The following is a 16,242-nucleotide window of genomic DNA, read 5'->3' on the forward strand; positions in this document are numbered from 1 at the left end:
CACGCCACCCTCTGCATGGTGGCCCACGGCTTCCTCGCGCTGCGTCGAGCGCTTTTTCCCCCGGAAGCGAGTGCAATGGACGCTGCCCATGGTGCGGCGTCGCCTTCAGCACTTGCTGCTCAGCCGCATCGGCCACTGTCCCCTCTGCCTGCGTCACCTCAATCCCCGCGCTCCTCCTCTCGGGCCGTCACGCATCTGATCAAGTAGTACTAGGGGCTGTCCCTGATCTTCGGTCCGAAAATTCAACCTGCCGGATCGAACATCGGGGTTGGACCCGGCTTCAGAGGCATCAGGAGGTTGCGAGCCAGCGTCAGGCATGATCAACGCTGGCTGTGCGCCGACATGAGCTGAGCGATGCCGAGTGGAGCCGCATTGAGCCCCTGCTGGGCTCGCGCAGCGGCCCGCCCTCGAAGCGTGGGGACCGTGACTTCATCAACGCCGTCATCTGGCGCGTGAAGACGGGCGTGCAGTGGCGCGACCTGCCTGAGCGCTTCGGGAACTGGAAGACGGTCTACAACCGCTTCCACCGCTGGGCCCAAGCAGGGCGCTGGGAAGCCATCTTCAAAGCGCTGCGGCTCGAGGTGGATGAAATCGGCTTCCTCGCGGACGCCTCGGTGGTCCGGGCGCACCAGGACGCCTCGGGTGGAAAAGGGGGGGCCGAAGCAATGCTCTGGGGCGTTCTCGAGGAGGTTTTTCAACGAAAGTTCACGCCGTCACAACGACGGGCGGTAAGCCGCTCCACCTCGCGCTGACGCCTGGCCAGCAGCACGAGTCCACGATGGCCGAGCAACTCCTGGTGCATGCCGAAGGCGACGCCTTCATCGCGGATACGGGCTATGACGCCGACCGCATCCGCGCCAACGTCCGGAAACTTGGGATGAAGCCTGTCATCCATTCGAACCCGAGCCGCAAGCGAGCGCTTCCATTGGACCGGACCCTGTACAGGCTGCGCTACCGGGTGGAGTGCTTCTTCCACGACCTCAAGCGCTTTCGAGCTGCCGCCACCCGCTACGACAAGACGGCGACCAGCTATCTCGCCGTCCTGCACGTCGCCTCCATGCTTCTATGGCTGCGTTAATCAGGGACAGCCCCTAGCCCTCCTGTAAGCGACAGCGGCTCGCTCGTCTCGGTGGTGCAGCCGTCGCGTCGGCGCTCCAGCTACAGCTAGGCGGGGCGTGGGCAAGACCGTCCCACATCGTCTCCGGCGTACCCACCTGACGTTCGCCACATGGTACTCCTCAAACCTACAGACGGCAGGACAGAACTTCGTGACAGAAGTAGCAGAGGACAGACCGGAAGATCCAATCTCGGTGGAAAGCTCCTATGATTTGGGGTTCATGAACAAGCGGGGGCTCTCAGAACGGGACATCTGCACGAAGTACATCATGCCAGCCATCGAGCGTGGCCGGTGGGACGTGCAGCTCCAAGTCCGCGAGCAGGTCCACCTCACGCGGGGACGGGTAATCGTGCGCGGCAAGCTCGTCGCTCGCGGCGAGCAGAAGTTCGCGGACTACGTTCTCTACTGGAAGCCGAACCTGCCGCTCGCAATTGTCGAGGCCAAGGACAACACTCAGAGCATCGGCGCGGGAATGCAGCAGGCGCTGAACTATGCGGAGATGCTCGATGTTCCCTTCGCCTTCTCCTCAAACGGCGATGGCTTTCTATTCCACGACCGAACAGGCTACGCCAACCCCGTAGAGCAGGAACTTGGACTTAACGAGTTTCCAAGTCCCGCTGACCTATGGGCGCGTTACTGCCGCTGGAAGAACATCGACCCCGGCGAGCAGCCCGTCGTTCAACAGGACTACTACTCCGACGGCAGTGGCAAATCTCCTCGCTACTACCAAGTCACTGCCATCAACCGGACCATCGATGCAGTCGCCAAGAAGCAGGATCGCATCCTTCTCGTGATGGCAACCGGCACCGGGAAAACCTTCACCGCGTTTCAAATCATCTGGAGGCTTTGGAAAGCAGGAGTGAAGAAGCGAATCCTCTTCCTCGCCGACCGCAACATCCTCGTTGATCAAACGAAAACGAACGACTTCAAGCCGTTCGCAGGAGCGATGACCAAGATTACTAACCGCAAAGTCGATCAGTCATACGAGATCTACCTCGCGCTCTACCAAGCAATCTCGGGAGCCGAACCCGGGAAAGACATCTTCCGGCAGTTCTCGCCAGGGTTCTTTGACCTGATCGTCGTAGACGAGTGCCATCGCGGAAGCGCCTCAGAGAATTCAGCATGGCGGGGCGTCCTCGACTATTTCTCTTCAGCTACGCAGCTCGGGCTCACGGCGACGCCCAAGGAGACCGCCGACGTTTCGACGAGCCACTATTTCGGCGAGCCAGTCTTCACCTACTCACTCAAGCAGGGCATCGAGGACGGATTCCTCGCGCCGTACAAGGTTGTACGCATTGACCTCGACAAAGACGTGCTCGGTTGGCGGCCAAGAAGGGGACAGCGCGACAGGCATGGCGAGGAAATCGAAGACCGCATCTTCAACCAACGCGACATGGACAGGAATATTGTGCTGGAGCAGAGAACACGCGTTGTTGCGTACAAGGTCACCGAGTTCCTGAACAGTACAAGCCGCTACGACAAAACTATCGTCTTCTGTGAGGACATCGACCACGCCGAGCGTATGCGCCAGGCGTTGGTCAACGAGAACGCCGATCTGTGCGCAGAGAACCGGAAGTACGTAATGCGGATCACCGGCGACAACCCCGAAGGGAAGGCAGAGCTAGATAACTTCATATCGCCCGAGGAGCGTTACCCGGTCATCGTCACAACATCCAAGCTCCTGTCTACCGGAGTGGACGCCCGAACCTGCAAGGTCATCGTTCTGGACCAGAGCATCAAGTCGATGACCGAGTTCAAGCAGATCATCGGACGAGGAACCCGGATTGAAGAGGATTACGGAAAACTCTTCTTCACGATTATCGACTTCAAGAAGGCCACGGAGTTGTTCGCCGACCCCGAGTTCGATGGCTTCCCAGAGCAGGTGTACCAGCCGACCCCCGACGACCCGATGGATCCGCCGCCAGGCGGGGACGACGAAGAGTCAGAGGAGTCTTCTGGAGGGGAGGACGACGGTCCACCGGACACTGACGAACCTGAAGAGGAGGGGGCGCGCCGCAAGTACTACGTCGCCGACGTGCCTGTCGAAGTTATGGCGACCCGCGTGCAGTACTACGGGAAGGACGGGCAACTCGTCACCGAGTCGCTTCGGGACTACACCCGCAAGGCGATTCGCGAAAAGTACGCTTCGCTCGACTCGTTTTTGAGGACGTGGAGCAAGGCCGACCAGAAGAGAGTGATCGTCGAAGAGCTTGAGCGGGCAGGAGTCTTCCTTGAGCCACTGGCTGAGGAAGTCGGAAAAGACTTCAGCCCCTTTGATCTGATCTGTCACGTCGCGTTCGATCAACCGCCGCTCTCGCGCAAAGACCGCGCGAGCAACGTGCGGAAGCGGAACTACTTCGCGAAGTTCGGCGAGCCCTGCCGCACGGTGCTGGAGGCGCTGCTCGACAAGTTCCAGGACGAAGGCGTGGACGACATCGAGGACATCAACGTGCTGAAGGTTCAGCCTCTCGCGCAGCTCGGCACGCCTGTGGAGCTTGTGGGCCGCTTTGGCGGAAAGGCTCCTTACAAGAAAGCGGTTCAGGAACTAGAGTCCGAGCTGTACAACGGTGGAGACCCGCCGAAGAGGAACCCAGGATGAGCATCAGCGCCACGATCAAGAGCATTCAGGACATCATGCGGAAGGACGCTGGGGTGGACGGGGATGCCCAGCGCATCAGCCAGCTAGTCTGGATGATCTTCCTGAAGGTCTTCGACGACGCCGAGGCAGCCAACGAACTCCTGGACGACCACTACAAGTCGCCCATTCCTATCCGTCTGCGTTGGCGCACTTGGGCAAGCAACCCCGAGGGGATCACCGGCGAGCCGCTTCTCGACTTCATCAACAACGACCTCTTCAAGACGCTGAAGGAGTTACCCGCTACGGGCAAAAGCGGCGCGATCTCCGCTGTAGTACGCAGCGTGTTCGAGGATGCCTTCAATTACATGAAGTCCGGCACGCTGGTTCGCCAGGTCATCAACAAGCTCAACGAGATCAACTTCAACAAGGCCGCCGACCGGCACCAATTTGGGGACATCTACGAGACAATTCTCGCGGATCTGCAAAGTGCGGGGAACGCCGGTGAGTACTACACCCCACGTGCCGTCACGCAGTTCATCGTGGACCAGCTCGATCCGAAGCTCGGCGAAACGTTCTTCGATCCGGCCTGCGGAACAGGCGGCTTCCTGACCTCTGCCATCGAGCATGTTCGTTCCAAGTACGTGAAGTCCGCCAAAGACGAGCAGGCACTCCAACAGCAGATTCTCGGCGTCGAGAAGAAGCAGCTCCCGCATCTTCTGTGCGTCACGAACATGTTGTTTCACGGCGTTGAGGTTCCCTCCAACATCCGTCGCGACAACACTCTCGCGCGTCCGCTACGCGACTACGGCCCACGGGACCGCGTGAGCGTCATCGGAAGCAACCCGCCTTTCGGAGGAATGGAGGAGGACGGCATCGAGAAAAACTTCCCAACGGCGTTTCAGACTCGCGAGACAGCCGACCTCTTCCTGGTGCTCTTTCTCGCTCTCCTGAAGCCCGAGGGCCGCGCTGGAATCGTCCTACCTGATGGCACGCTGTTCGGCGAAGGCGTGAAAACGCGCATCAAGGAGAAGCTGCTGGCCGAGGCTAACCTCCACACCATCGTCCGCCTACCGAAGGGCGTCTTCAGCCCTTATACGGGAATCAAAACAAACCTTCTCTTCTTTACTAAGGGAGAGCCGACCAAGGAGATTTGGTTTTACGAACATCCGTATCCCGATGGGGTGAAGAGCTACTCAAAGACAAAGCCGATGCGTGTCGAGGAGTTCGCCCCGGAAAAGAAGTGGTGGAACAAGAGGAAGGAAACCGATCAGGCGTGGAAGGTCTCAATCGACGACATCAAAGCTCGCAGCTACAACCTGGACATCAAGAACCCACGTGCTGCGGACGACGGTCTCGGCGATCCCGACCAACTCCTCGGGGAATACATCGAGACGAGCCGCGAGGTTTCGGCCATACGAGCATCTCTGAAAAATCACCTTCAGAAGGCACTTGGAGCGTGACGTGGGCACACTATCTGCTGCAAAGGTCGAAGTGGTTGATGCCCTTCCCCGAGGCATCCTCGCGCAGCTCGAAGTGGTGCTCGGTACACCAGACGGGATAGAGGCTGCGCGCTCGCTGATCCTCGACTTGGCAGTTAAGGGCCGCCTGCTGGAACGAAACGTGGACTCCAAAAGTGCAGAGCCACAACTTCCACGCACCGCAGCCGTTCCATTTCCCCTGCCGCCTTCATGGGGCTCCGCGACGATGGAGAGCCTAACGACCAAGCTCGGAGCAGGCAGTACGCCTCTTGGAGGAAAGAAGGTCTACAAGAGCGCCGGAATCACCTTTCTCCGCTCGCAGAACGTGTGGAACGACGGCCTGCGCTTGACGGACGTAGCCCTCATCGATTTGAAGACGCACAAGGACATGCGCGGAACGTGGGTTGAGCCAGGAGACGTTCTTCTCAACATCACTGGCGCATCGATTGGTCGTTCAGCCGTTGTCCCGGACGGCTTCGACGCGGCGAACGTAAGCCAGCATGTCGCCATAATTCGCTTGAAGGACAAGGCGCTGCGACGCTTTGTGCATCTCTGCATCATCTCGCCGTATTTTCAGAAGCGTGTGATGGACGTTCAGGTCGGTGTCTCCCGCGAAGGGCTCAGCATGAAGCGCCTGCGGGAGTTTCCGCTACCTCTTCCTCCGGTGGGAGAGCAGGCTCGCATCGTCAGCAGGGTGGAGCAGTTGTTTGCCCTCTGCGATCAGCTAGAGGCGAAGCAAGTCAGGAAGTCTGAACTCAGCAAGGCTTCGACGAGTGCGGCGCTAAGCGCCCTGACCAAGGCTGAATCATCGGACGACCGCGCGGTAGCATTGCGGCGCATTAACGACAACTTCGACGAGCTTTTCGACGCATTGGAGGCGGTTGCAGAGTTCCGTCGCGCGTTACGTGTTCTGGCGGTGAGGGGTTGGCTAGCTCCGCAGGTCGCTGACGAAGGTGACGGCACCGGGGTCGTGCGGAAATTACAAGCCGACCTCGGTGCCCACAGGATCGATTGGGCGGACGTAGACCCAATCAAGGCTGCATCAGATGCTGGCATATCTATCCCTCGATCATGGGCGTGGGTCCGATTGGAGAACACCGCACTCTTTGGTCCCAGAAATGGTTACTCCCCAAAGGCTGTCGAGTTCGAGACCCAAACGAAATCGTTGACGCTCACGGCAACCACTTCGGGGCAGTTTAACGGGCAGCACTTCAAATATATCGACGAAGCTATCCCGGCAGATTCATCCCTCTGGCTTGAGGATGGGGATCTCTTAGTGCAGAGATCCAACACCATTGAGTACGTTGGCGCGTCAGCGATCTATCGCGGTCCTCCTCGCACCTTCATTTATCCTGATTTGATGATGAAGCTACGTCTTAGCCCTGCCATCGACCTTGACTGGGTTCACATGGTCTTGTCGGCAGAAACCACGCGGGCGTATTTCCGGGCACGGGCTTCCGGGACTGCGGGTTCTATGCCCAAGATCAATCAGGGCGTGGTCGCTGGTGCGCCGATTCCAGTGCCGCCGCTAGACGAGCAGCGACGGATAGTGCAGCGGCTCATAGAGATGATGCGGGTCTGTGACGTCCTTGAGGAAAAGATCCAGCTCCGTGCCAAAGGCGCGCAGCAACTAGCTGAGGCGCTCGTCGCGTCTATTGCCCTACCAGAAGGGTTCAAGCGTTCTGCTGGGTGATCGCGGACGGTGGTAAACTGAGTCTGCCGGGGCAAGCTCAAGGAGCGGGTATCAGGGAGAATGTTGTTAACCGCCGCCCTAAAAGTTAACAGCACCTGTTAACCACTCTCGGCCTCTCTCTCCCCAAAACGGGCGAAAGAGCGCTCCAGAGAGCCCAATCGGCTGCGAAGAAGAGGGGGCGTCTCGCTCTGCGGGGTAGAGGACCGAGAGCGTCCTCTTCAGCACCGCGAGGCAAAATCCCTTGGGATTCAGGGGCTTCAGCACAAAGGCCCGCGATGTTCATCGCGAGGCCCGTGTAAAACAAAAGGGCCCTACCGGTTGGTAGGGCCCTTCGTTCAGCTCCCCGACGTGGACTCGAACCACGGACATGGTGATTAACAGTCACCCGCTCTACCAGCTGAGCTATCGGGGAATATGTCCCGTCGCGGCGGTGCACTGCCGTGACGGACGCGATTTCTAGAGAACCGAGCCTGCTCTGTCAACTGTCACGTTCAATCCGCTCTCCCGACTCTCCTCGCAGCCCTGGTCCGCCCTCGACGGCTGGGGCCCGGTTGCCTCCGAGGCGCTCGCCCGGATCCTCTTGGGCGACCCCGCCGAGCGCGTCCTCGACCGGACCCTGCGCGCCCACCGGACGCTGTCCCGCGACGGACGTCAGGCCCTGAAGGAGGCCGTCTTCAACGTGGGCCTCTGGCGCCGCCGCCTCGCGTTCCTCCTGGATTCGGAGGAGGCGTCGCCTCCCGCGCTCCTGTTCGCGCTCCTCCACGGCCTCGGCGGTGTTCCCGCCCCGGAGGCCGCAGCCTGGGCCGGCCTGGAAGCTCCGGTGCCGCTTCGCACCGGGGAGCCCCCTTCGCTGGCGCTCCGAGCCTCGCTGCCGGACTGGCTCGCGGACCACTTCACCCGGGAACTGGGCCCCGACGCCGAGGACTTCTGCGCCCACCTCAACGTCCCGGGCCCCATCACCCTCCGGGTGAATCCCGCCCGCCTGTCCCGTGAGGCCCTGGCCGCACGCCTTGCCTCGGAGGGCGTCGCCACCCGTCCTGGCTCCTGGAGCCCCCTGGCGCTCCAGGTGGAGGGTTCCCGGCCGAATCTCTACGGACTGGATTCCCTGCGCGAGGGCCTGTTCGAGGTCCAGGACGAGGGCAGCCAGCTCCTGGGACTCCTCGTGGAGGCCCGTCCCGGGGAGACCGTGGTGGACCTGTGCGCGGGGGCAGGGGGCAAGACGCTCCAGTTGGGCGCCGCGATGGCGGATTCGGGCCGCCTGATGGCCTACGACCCGGACGCGGAACGGTTGGACCGGCTCCAGCAACGCACGTCCCGCGCCGGACTCACCCGGGTCCAGGTGCTCCGGATGCCTCCCGCGCTAGGCCTTGGGGCGGACCGCGTCCTCGCGGACGTGCCCTGTTCCGAACTGGGGGTGCTCCGCCGCGGCCCGGACCTTCGCTTCCGCCTCACCCCGGACGTGCTCTCCCGGTTCATCGCCACCCAGCGCGACATCCTGGCCCGTGCCGCCGACGTCGTGCGCCCTGGCGGCCGGGTCGTCTACGCGACCTGCACCGTCAACCGCGCGGAGAACCAGGACGTCGTCGCGGACTTCCTCGACTCCCATCCCGACTTCCGCCGAGCCCCTCCCGGCGCCGGGTGGCTTCCGGAGGCGTGTGTCCAGGACGGGTTCCTCTTCGTCACGCCGCACCGGCACGGCACGGATGGCTTCTTCGCCGCCGTGCTCGAACGCGCGGATCCGGTGGGGTAGGGCACCCTCCGCTTGATTCATGGGAAGCAGCCGACCGAGCGCTCCACGGGGCCTCGTTCCGCCTGGCAGCGGTACTCAACGCTTCGGGCCGGGCCCTCCCTGAATCACCGTGTCGCCTCCGCCCCCGGTGCTATGAAGCGCAGCGTGCGTTGGCTCAAGCCCCTTCCACTTCGTCCCCGCGACACGGTCCATGTCGTCGCTCCCGCAGGGCCCTTCGAACAGGCCCCCTTCGAGGCCGGCCTCCGGATCCTCTCCGAGCGCTACGCCCCCGTGCTCCGGCCCGACCTGGGCGCCTCGCACCGCTACCTCGCCGGTGACGACGCCCGCCGCCAGGAGGAGCTGTCCCACGCGTTCCTCGACCGCGCCTCCCGCGCCATCTTCTGCGCCCGGGGCGGCTACGGCAGCTCGCGGCTGCTTCCCGAACTGCCGCTCGACAAGGCCGGGCCCGTCGCCTTCACCGGCTTCTCTGACCTCACGTCCATCCACTGCGCCCTCCAGGCCCTGGGCCGCGTCTCCTTCCACGCGCCCGTCCTCACGCAGCTCGGCCGGCAGTCGTCCCAGGTCCACGACTACCTCTTCCGCCTCCTCGAATCCTCGGAGGCCCCGCCGCCCCTCCACGGCAATGCCACCTATGTCCCCGGCACCGCCGAGGGCGTCCTCGTGGGCGGCAACCTGTCCGTCTTCTCCCGGCTCCTGGGCACGCCCTACATGCCGCCGCTCGACGGCGCCGTGCTCCTGCTGGAGGACGTCACCGAGCGCCCCTACCGCATCGACCGCATGTGGACCCACCTGCGCCTCGCCGGCGTCTTCGCCCGCGTGCGCGGCATCGTCCTGGGCGACTTCACTGCCTGCGAGGAGAAGGACGCCGGGTACTCCAGCGCCGACGTGCTGCGCGAGCTGGCCCGGGACGCGAAGCTGCCCTGCGCCGCGGGCTTCCCCATCGGCCACGGGGCCATCAACTACCCCGTCGCGTTCGGCACGCACGTGCGCCTGGATGCCGACGCCGCCCGCCTCACCTTCCTCGAAGGCGCGGTGAGCCCCGGATGAACCCGCATCCCATCGCCAACCTCCAGGCCGTGCTCGATGACGGTGTGGAGTTGGGCATCTTTCCCGCCGCCCAGGCGGTGGTGCTCCACAAGGGGATGCAGGTCTTCGGCGGCGTCGCGGGCAACGCCACGGGCGACACGCGCTTCGACCTCGCCTCCCTCACCAAGGTCCTCTCCACCACCGCGCTCTTCCTGCGCCTGTGGACCGAAGGCAAGGTGGGCCCGAACACGCTCGTGTCCCGCTACCACCCTGGCACCCCTGCCGGCGACGCGGGCGTCACCGTCGCGGACCTGCTCTACCACCGCTCTGGCCTGCCGCCCTTCGTCCCGTTCTTCTCCGAGGCCCTCAAGGCCCGGCCGGAGCTGCTCGACGCAGGCTGCTCCGCGAGCGTGCGCACCCAGGCCCGTGAGGACGTGCTGCGCGCCGCCGCCTCCACGCCACTGGATGCGCCCGTGCGCACGCGCACCGCGTACAGCGACGTGGGCTTCATCCTCCTGGGCGACATCCTCTCTCGCGCCGCGAACGCCCCGCTGGATACGCTGTACTCCCGCCACGTCGCGGAACCCCTGGGCCTCCACGCCCGCTTCCACCGCCTCACCGACTTCCCCGTGGACGGCGCCACCGCGCACACCGGTGCGATGCGCCCCCGCGAGCCCGCTCCCGGCCAGGAGTCGCTGTGGAAGGACGTGCCCTCGCGGCCTTCACGCCCCGGCGAGGTGGACGATGACAACGCCTGGGTATTGGACGGCGTCGCGGGCCACGCGGGCCTCTTCGGCACCGCCGTGGACGTGGCCCGCTTCGGTCAGGCCGTGCTGGAGGGCTGCGCGGGCACCCATGCAGCGCTGGCGCCCGCGCCCCTATGGCACCGGCTGCTCGCCACGGATCCGCTCATCGAAGGCAGCACCCGCTCCATGGGCTTCGACTCGCCTTCGCGCGGACACTCCAGCGCGGGCCGCTTCATCGGCGACACGCCCCCGGGCGCGGTGGGCCACCTGGGCTTCACCGGCACCAGCCTCTGGGTGGACCTGCGACGCTCGCTCGTCGTCGCCCTCATCACCAACCGCGTGGCCCAGGGTCGTCAGGACCTGCGCATCCGCGACTTCCGCCCCGCCTTCCACGAACTGGTCGTGGAGGCGCTCGACCTCACCGCACTCCCTTAAGGGACAGCATGGCTGACGACAACGGCAACGTCCTCGACACCCTCGACCCGAAGTCCGTGCGCCGCATCCACCTGGTGGGCGTGGCCGGCACCGGCATGGGCTCCTTCGCCGGCATGCTCAAGGCCGCCGGCTACGACGTCACCGGCAGCGACGAGAACGTCTACCCGCCCATGAGCGACATGCTCCAGGCGTGGGGCATCCCCGTGCGCACCCCGTACGCGCCCGCCAACCTGGACGCGGCGAACCCGGACCTCGTCATCATCGGCAACGTCATCCGCCGCGTGAATCCGGAAGCCACCTCCGTGCGCGAGCGCGGCCTCAAGCAGATGAGCTTCCCCGCAGCCCTGGGCACGCTCTTCCTGGACCGCTCGCACTCCGTCGTCGTCGCCGGCACCCACGGCAAGACGACCACGTCCTCGCTCATGGCCCACGTGCTGGTGGCCGCCGGCAAGGACCCGTCCTTCCTCGTGGGCGGCGTCACCCAGAACTACGCGGGCAACTACCGCGTCGGGAAGGGTCCGCACTTCGTCGTCGAAGGCGACGAGTACGACACCGCCTACTGGGACAAGGGCTCCAAGTTCCTCCACTACCGCCCGCGGACCGCCATCCTCACCAGCGTGGAGTTCGACCACGCGGACATCTTCCGCGACCTGCCCCACTACGAGGCCACGTTCGAGAAGTTCGTGCGCCTGGTCCCCAAGGACGGCCAGCTCGTCGTCTGCGCCGCGTACCCCAACGCCGTGCGCATCGCCCGCGCTGGCGGCACCGCGCCCGTCATCACCTACGTGGCGAAGGAGGGCGCGGACGCGGACTTCACTCCGAAGAACCTCTCCTTCGGCCCGGATGGCGCCCGCTTCGACGTGGTGGAGCGCGGCCAATCGCTGGGCACCGTGACGCTGCCGATGTCCGGCGCGCACAACGTGGAGAACGCGCTGGGCGTCATCGCCGCCGCGCGCGGCCTGGGCCTCACCTTCGCTGAAATCCAGCAGGGCCTGTCCACCTTCCAGGGCGTGAAGCGCCGGCAGGAGGTGCGCGGGGATGTGGACGGCGTGCTCGTGGTGGACGACTTCGCGCACCACCCCACCGCCGTGCGGGAGACCATCTCCGCCATCCGCCACCGCTACCCGGACCGGCGCCTGTGGGCCATCTTCGAGCCCCGCTCCAACACCAGCCGCCGCAACATCCACCAGGAGGACTACGCGCACGCCTTCCCCGGCGCCACGCGCGCCAGCCTCAAGGTGCCCGAGCGCCACGACAAGGTGCCCGAGGGCGAGGAACTCAACGTCCCGAAGCTCATCGAGGCGCTCAAGGCCCAGGGCATCGCCGCGGATGGCGCCACCGACGTGCCCACGTTGGTGGAGCGCGTGGCCTCCGAGGCGAAGGCCGGCGACGTACTGCTCGTCATGAGCAACGGCGCCTTTGGTGGTTTCATCGACAAGCTGCTCACCGCCCTGAAGGCCCGGGCCGGGAAGGGGACCTGAACCCATGCGCCTTCCGTTCATCACCTCGCTGGGGCTGCTGACGCTCGTCGCCGGCTGCTCCGCCGCGCCCAAGCCGCTGCCGTCGCTCACCGACTCGCAGGGGGCCGGTGGGCCTCGCACCAGCGCCTCGGCCCTGGAGTCGGAGCGCCGTCCGAACGCGCCGCTCGACTTCCAGGTGAAGCGCTACCCGGACAACAGCCCCTACGACTTGAAGAGCGACCGGGGCCAGGTGGTCCTCCTGGACGTGTGGGCCACGTGGTGCGAGCCCTGCAAGGACGCGCTGCCCATGTACGCGGCGCTCCAGAAGGAATACGGCCCGCGCGGCTTCAAGGCCTACGCCCTCAACGTGGACGAGGACATGCGCGCCATTCCGCCCTTCCTGGAGGAGGCGAAGGTGGAGGTGCCCATCCTCCTGGACGCCAATGCGCTGGTGTCCGAGCGCCTGCTGAAGGTCCGGCTGATGCCCACCACCTTCCTGATTGACCGCAAGGGCGTCGTGCGGCACGTGCACGAAGGATTCGCCGAAGAATTCCTCCAGCGGTTCCAGACGGAAATCGAAGCGCTGCTCGCCGAACCCATGCCCTGAGGGCCCTTGAAGGGCCGCTGACCTCCACACCCCGAAGGGGATGCCTCCACATGGCCCAGGACTCCGACACGCCCGCCGCCCTGCGCCGCACCGCGGAGGAGGGCGCCCGGATGGCCGGCCGCATCCTCCGGGAGCGCTTCCCCCAGCACCGCACCATCGAGTTCAAGGGCGGCATCGACCTGGTCACGGACGCGGACCGCGCCTCCGAGGCCGCGCTCCTGGACTTCCTCCGCGAGCGCCACCCGCACCACGCCATCCTCGCGGAGGAGAGCGGCGCCTGGCAGGGCACCGACACCTTCCGCTGGCTGGTGGATCCGTTGGACGGCACCACCAACTACGCCCACCAGGTGCCGCACTTCTGCGTCAGCGTCGCGGTGGAGGGGCCCGAAGGGGTGATTGCCGGCGCCGTCTATGACCCGATGCTGGACGAGCTCTTCTCCGCCGCGAAGGGGGAGGGCGCCACCCTCAACGGTCGCCCCATCCAGGCCAGCCCCGCGGAGCACCTGGAGCGGGCCCTGCTGTGCACGGGCTTCCCCTACGACGTGCGCGAGCGCCCGGACCTGCCCGTGGGCCTCTTCACCCAGCTCATCCTCCTGGCGCAGGGCATGCGCCGCACCGGCAGCGCCGCGTTGGACCTGGCGTACGTCGCGGCCGGCCGCTTCGACGGCTACTTCGAGTTCGGGTTGAAGCCGTGGGACATCGCCGCGGGCGGACTGCTGGTGGCGGAGGCCGGCGGCGTCATCGTGCACATCGACGGGGGGCCCTTCGACGTGCTCAAGGGCGACGTGCTCGCTAGCGGCGCGGCGCTGCACCCGCTGCTGCTGGCCCAGGCGAAGCGCTTCCTGGCGGAGCTGCACTGGAAGTCGCGCGACTAGAAGAAGCTCTCCGGCACGAAGACGATGTCGCCGGCCTGGAGCAGGAAGTTGCGCTCGCGGCCCACGCCAATGTCCTCCACGGGCACGCGAATCTTGCGCTCCTGCCCGTCCACCACGCGCGTGACGAGCGTGTTGTTCTTCGCCGCCAGCTTGGTGAAGCCGCCCGCCAGCGTAATCGCCTGGATGATGGACATTTCGCCATCCACCGGGAACGTGCCGGGCTTCTGCACCTCCCCGAAGACGAAGATCTTCTGCGAGTTGTACTCGCGCACCAGCACCGCCACCTGGGGCCGGCGCAGGTAGCGCGTCAGGCAGTCGCGCAGCACGTCCGCCGCGGAGCTGGCGGTGCGCCCCGACAACGGCACCTTGCCGCACAGCGGATAGTCGATGGTGCCTTCCGGGGACACGCGCCAGGTGCCGGAGTGTTCAGGCTCCTGGAAGACGCGCACCTCCACGACGTCGCCGGGGCCCAGGCTTCCGCCGGCCGTCTTCGCGCGCTCCGCCGCGGAGGCCGGCGTGGGGGCGGGCGGTGGCGGGCGCGTCTCCGCGTGGCAGGCCACGAGCAGGGCCAGCAGTCCCGGCACGAGCAGGCGTGAGGCGAGGGGCGAGCCGGTCCGCGGGGAGCGCATGCGCGCGGCCTCAGTACGTGGCGGACAGCCGCGCATAGACTTCGTTGCGGGCGTAGTTGAGGCCGCTGGCGTCCAGGGAGGAGGAGCGGCTGGTCAGCGTGTAGCCCAGGGCGCCCATCAGCCACGGGCGGAACTGGTACTCCGGGCCCAGGTCCAGCGACACCACCGTGTCGCTCCGGTCGCCCGCGAAGGAGAGGAAGTCCACCGCGCCCGCCGCGTGCAGCGCCAGCCGCGAGCCCATCAGCGACCGGGCCTCCGCGTAGATGCGGTCGTCGCGGAAGGTGCCGTAGGCGGCCACGGGTTCGAAGGCGCGCAGGTAGCCGCCCTTCAGGGTGAGCGTCGGGCCCCAGAGGTACGTGCCCTCCGCCATCGCCACCACGGTGCCGCCGCCGCCCGCGCCCAGGTTCTGGCTCCAGCCGGCCTTCGCCGTCAGCGTGATGCGCGGCGACACGAGCCCCGCGACGCCCGCCATCGCGTGCAGCAGGGCCGCGCTGGGGGTGGTGGTGTCGTTGAAGTAGCCCCGGTACGTCAGGCCGGTGTCCGCCACCAGCGCCGTCTTGGGCAGGAAGCGCCAGCGGCCCTCCACGCCCACCAGCAGGTTGCCGTAGTTGAACTGGCTGGCGGCGAGCGGATCACACTCCGCCTCCGTGCAGCCCACCGCGGGCAGGCCGCCCAGCGGCTCGAAGAACTCCATCGCGTACACGAGCGCGGGCGTCAGCTCCAGCGCGCCCCCGCCGGGCTTCCACTGCGCCCGGACGCGCGTCTCGTTGTAGAGCGACAGGATGCCCGCGCCCAGCGCCACCTGCCGCGTGCGGTCCGAACGGGTGAGCTGGTCGCCAATCTCCACGGACAGCGTGCCCTCCGGGTCGAAGCGCAGCGCCAGGTCCGCCAGGCCTCCCAGGTAGGACGCCGCGCTGGAGCCCGACGTCAGCAAGCCCGTGTAGGCGACGTAGTCCAGGTTGCCGCGCAGCGAGAGCGCCAGCTTCTGCGACGGCACGTCCAGCATCAGCCCGGGGCGGATGTGCAGCGCCAGCTCCCCGGACAGGTCCGGCGACAGCGGGCCCGTGCCCTGGTCGCGGAAGTAGCCCACGCCGCTGTCCAGCCGCGTCTCCAGGTCCAGCGTCGGGTGCAGCCGCCCGTTGCCCACCTTGATGCCATTGCCACCCGGGGCACGTCCGCCCATGACCTGGGCCGGAGCGCTCAGCGGCAGCAGCGCCGCGAGCACCAGGGCCGTGAGGGCCAGACGGAATGTCCCAGGCTGCGTCATGAGGTCAGAGGCGTTCCGGAAGAGGGTGCGGCCGGCATAGCACGCGGTTTTCCCCACCGGGAACAAACGCTCCACGGTCGGTGATGCGCTGCGTGAGAACGGGCCGGACACTCAGTCGATGGGGCTCGCGGGCGGGGGCCGCACCACGAGATCCGGCGGCGGCGCGGGGCGCGTGGGGTCGCCACCGGGCAGGTTGTCGGGCTCCTCCACTTCCACGAAGAGGTTCTCGTCGGTGCGGAAGGCGAGCTGGCCGATGCACTCCTCGGCCGCCGAGCGCAACTGCCCCACCTTCTGCTGGGCGATCATCACCTTGGTGAATTCGTGCTCACCGGGCGCCGCCTCCTGCTTGCTGACGGCCTCCTGGAGCGCCACGTCCGCCTGTTCGGAGATGCGCAGGAGGCCCTTGATCTGCGTGAGCTTCTCGTTGGCGCAGTTGAGCTTCACCACGTCCTTGGTGCCCCGCGCCTCCTCCACCTTCTCCAGCACCTGGCGCAGCGCTTCGCGCATGCCGCCCAGCGCCTGGGTGCTGCGAGCCACCTTCTCGCTGTCCGGCACCTCGTTGGCCTTGTCCAGGGCGGGGG

Annotated in this window: 12 protein-coding genes, 1 tRNA gene and 2 pseudogenes; 11 read left to right on the forward strand and 4 right to left on the reverse strand. The window is 66.0% G+C overall.

Features of this window, described 5'->3' with window-relative positions; translation table 11 throughout:
- From D7V88_RS45685 to D7V88_RS27745, 5 genes and pseudogenes are all read left to right on the forward strand, one after another.
- A pseudogene (locus tag D7V88_RS45685) lies at positions 1-207 on the forward strand (IS701 family transposase); the annotation flags it as partial.
- 125 nt (positions 208-332) lie between these two features.
- Positions 333-1,078, forward strand: a pseudogene (locus D7V88_RS44690) (IS5 family transposase).
- Positions 1,079-1,175: 97 nt separating this feature from the next.
- Entirely contained in the window at positions 1,176-3,716 is a 2,541-nt protein-coding gene (gene hsdR, locus D7V88_RS27735; protein WP_208726508.1) for an EcoAI/FtnUII family type I restriction enzme subunit R, read from the forward strand.
- Positions 3,713-5,155, forward strand: a complete 1,443-nt coding sequence (locus D7V88_RS27740; protein WP_120543640.1) for an N-6 DNA methylase — start codon at positions 3,713-3,715, stop codon at positions 5,153-5,155. Before hsdR ends, D7V88_RS27740 begins: the two co-directional genes overlap by 4 nt.
- The gene (locus tag D7V88_RS27745; RefSeq protein ID WP_147448892.1) at positions 5,145-6,866 is read left to right on the forward strand and encodes a restriction endonuclease subunit S; all 1,722 of its coding nucleotides are present in this window, start codon (positions 5,145-5,147) and stop codon (positions 6,864-6,866) included. The genes D7V88_RS27740 and D7V88_RS27745 overlap by 11 nt, the downstream gene beginning before the upstream one ends.
- 339 nt (positions 6,867-7,205) lie before the next feature.
- On the opposite strand, the gene D7V88_RS27750 is transcribed toward D7V88_RS27745, so the two are convergent.
- A tRNA-Asn gene (locus D7V88_RS27750) sits at positions 7,206-7,278 on the reverse strand.
- Between the two features lie 168 nt (positions 7,279-7,446).
- Between D7V88_RS27750 and D7V88_RS27755 the strand changes: the two genes are divergently transcribed.
- The 6 genes from D7V88_RS27755 (at position 7,447) to D7V88_RS27780 (ending at position 13,765) form a co-directional block, all read left to right on the forward strand.
- Complete coding sequence (locus D7V88_RS27755) at positions 7,447-8,616, forward strand: RsmB/NOP family class I SAM-dependent RNA methyltransferase (protein ID WP_244238431.1); 1,170 nt, start codon at positions 7,447-7,449, stop codon at positions 8,614-8,616.
- Positions 8,617-8,748: 132 nt separating this feature from the next.
- Positions 8,749-9,663 (forward strand): S66 peptidase family protein, encoded by a 915-nt coding sequence (locus D7V88_RS27760; protein WP_120543643.1) that lies wholly within the window; start codon positions 8,749-8,751, stop codon positions 9,661-9,663.
- Positions 9,660-10,823, forward strand: coding sequence for a serine hydrolase domain-containing protein (locus tag D7V88_RS27765; protein ID WP_120543644.1), 1,164 nt, complete (start codon positions 9,660-9,662; stop codon positions 10,821-10,823). Before D7V88_RS27760 ends, D7V88_RS27765 begins: the two co-directional genes overlap by 4 nt.
- Positions 10,824-10,831: 8 nt before the next feature.
- Positions 10,832-12,304, forward strand: a complete 1,473-nt coding sequence (gene mpl / locus D7V88_RS27770; protein ID WP_120543645.1) for a UDP-N-acetylmuramate:L-alanyl-gamma-D-glutamyl-meso-diaminopimelate ligase — start codon at positions 10,832-10,834, stop codon at positions 12,302-12,304.
- A gap of 4 nt (positions 12,305-12,308) precedes the next feature.
- Positions 12,309-12,890 (forward strand): TlpA family protein disulfide reductase, encoded by a 582-nt coding sequence (locus D7V88_RS27775; RefSeq protein WP_120543646.1) that lies wholly within the window; start codon positions 12,309-12,311, stop codon positions 12,888-12,890.
- A 50-nt stretch (positions 12,891-12,940) separates the two neighbouring features.
- Positions 12,941-13,765 (forward strand): inositol monophosphatase family protein, encoded by an 825-nt coding sequence (locus tag D7V88_RS27780; RefSeq protein WP_120543647.1) that lies wholly within the window; start codon positions 12,941-12,943, stop codon positions 13,763-13,765.
- Here the strand turns inward: D7V88_RS27780 and D7V88_RS27785 are convergent.
- From D7V88_RS27785 to D7V88_RS27795, 3 genes are all read right to left on the reverse strand, one after another.
- The gene (locus tag D7V88_RS27785; protein ID WP_120543648.1) at positions 13,762-14,394 is read right to left on the reverse strand and encodes a polysaccharide biosynthesis/export family protein; all 633 of its coding nucleotides are present in this window, start codon (positions 14,392-14,394) and stop codon (positions 13,762-13,764) included. The two genes, D7V88_RS27780 and D7V88_RS27785, sit on opposite strands and share 4 nt — an antisense overlap.
- 10 nt (positions 14,395-14,404) lie before the next feature.
- Complete coding sequence (locus D7V88_RS27790) at positions 14,405-15,661, reverse strand: hypothetical protein (protein ID WP_120543651.1); 1,257 nt, start codon at positions 15,659-15,661, stop codon at positions 14,405-14,407.
- Between the two features lie 111 nt (positions 15,662-15,772).
- A partial coding sequence (locus D7V88_RS27795; protein ID WP_120543649.1) for a hypothetical protein occupies positions 15,773-16,242 on the reverse strand: 470 nt, incomplete at its 5' end.

The organism is Corallococcus terminator (genome assembly GCF_003611635.1).
In the GTDB taxonomy this organism is placed as follows: Bacteria; Myxococcota; Myxococcia; order Myxococcales; family Myxococcaceae; genus Corallococcus; species Corallococcus terminator.